This window comes from Allobosea sp. ASV33 (assembly GCF_016428755.1).
GTDB lineage: Bacteria > Pseudomonadota > Alphaproteobacteria > Rhizobiales > Beijerinckiaceae > Allobosea.
On sequence record NZ_JAELTI010000189.1, the window covers coordinates 1 to 1701 of the forward strand.

Consider the following 1701-nt stretch of genomic DNA (forward strand, 5'->3'; position numbering starts at 1 on the left):
GGGCCTGGGCCGCGCCGGCGAGCAGGCCGGCGGCGAGAAGGGCGGCGAGAGCCATGGAAGTACGCTTCATCTGTCTGGATCCTTGATCGATGGATAGGCGGACCGCGCCGCGAGGCGGCGTCGTGATCCGCCGGACAATGGGTTCAGGCGAAAGGCGCCGATCGCGGCGGTCGCTCAGCCGGCTCGGTCGAACGGCCTCGTATCGTCGCGACCGAAGCGGACGGCATCCGCGACCAGCGGACCGCGAGCGGCAGCGACGGAGCGGTTGGAGCTTCGGCGATCAGGCCGCAGCCGATGATGCAGCAGGGCGGCGCTGCGGCTGCCGGGGCCTTCGTATCTCCGCCCTCGTGGCAGGGGATCGGCGCGTGCGCCTGTTCGCCCGGAGCCGCCCGCATGCTCGCGGCAGGGTGCGCCGGGCCGGGAACAGGCATGCGCATCATCGATGCCGCCAGCGTGAGATGCGGCAGCACCGCGAAGCACATCACCAAGAGGCCGAACAACCAGCCCGCCGGCCGGCGACTGTGCCGCCGCCGCCTCGATCCGTCTGTGCTCTCAGGCCGGGCATGCATCATTGCGTCGTGATCTTTCGAACGTGATCATGTCATGATCGCGGCGACGATCCCGATTTTCGAGCCAAGCGTATCTGCCTTCCATGTCCCAGAGCCTGACCATCACCCTGACCGGAACGACGGACCTGCCGCCCGGCAAGATCGCGACGATCGTGACCTCGCTGGAGATGTTCGCGCGGCCGCCGGAGCGGCCCGACCCTCCCGGCATGGAAGGCTTCTCGCTCGAAGCGATGGGCCGTTCCGAGATCGAGCGCTATCTCGCCGTCTACCGGCTGCTCGGCGAGCGCTGGATGTGGTTCAGCCGCCTGACCAAGCCGCGCGCCGAGCTGGAGGCGGTCTTCGCCGACCCCGCCATCGCGGTCTATGCGGTTCGCCACGAAGGGCGCGATGTCGGCCTGCTCGAGCTGGATTTCCGCGTGGCGGGGGAGGGGGAGCTTGCCTTCTTCGGGCTGGACGAGCCCGTGGTCGGGAAGGGGGCCGGCCGCTGGCTGATGAACCGGGCGCTGGCGCTGGCCTGGGCCAAGCCGATCTCGCGCTTCTGGGTGCATACCTGCACGCTCGACCATCCGGCCGCGCTCGCCTTCTACCAGCGCTCGGGCTTCACCGTGTTCAAGCGCGGGGTCGAGGTCGACGACGACCCGCGCCTGAGCGGCAAGCTGCGGCGCGAATCCGTCGCGCACCATCCCGTCATCGCATGAAAAAAGGCGGCGTCCCGGGGGCGCCGCCTTTTTGCTGAATTCTTGGAACTGCTCTCAGACGCGCGAGCGCAGCCCGATCGCGTCCATCGTCGCCTGGTCGCGGGCGGCTTCCGCCGCACGCTCCGAGGCGCGCTCGCGGTCGTCGAGGATCTCGACCTTCTTCATGTCCTCGAAGGCTTCCTGCAGCTCGGCCTTGGCCTCGTCGAGCTGGCCCTTCAGGTTGTCGGCCGACTGGCGCAGGTTGTCGCGGCGGCCGAGCGCGGCCTTGGCATAGGTCGGATAGGCGAAATGGGCGGGGTCCGCGATGCCGGCGCGGGATTCCTCGGCCTGGATCTCGCGATCGAGATCGCTCGCCATCCGGTGAAAATCAGCGATCATCATCTCGATCTGGCTTACCCGGCGACGTTTCTCGTCGACCTGGAAGCGCTTGAGCC

At 68.7% G+C, this 1701-nt stretch carries 2 protein-coding genes; one reads left to right on the forward strand and one right to left on the reverse strand.

Features of this window, described 5'->3' with window-relative positions; all coding sequences use genetic code 11:
• The first annotated feature begins 652 nt into the window (after positions 1–652).
• Complete coding sequence (locus JHD80_RS27005) at positions 653–1267, forward strand: GNAT family N-acetyltransferase (protein WP_199093642.1); 615 nt, start codon at positions 653–655, stop codon at positions 1265–1267.
• Between the two features lie 54 nt (positions 1268–1321).
• Here JHD80_RS27005 and fliJ read toward each other — a convergent pair.
• Positions 1322–1701: flagellar export protein FliJ (fliJ, locus tag JHD80_RS27010; RefSeq protein ID WP_199093644.1), on the reverse strand; the 380-nt coding region annotated here is incomplete at its 5' end.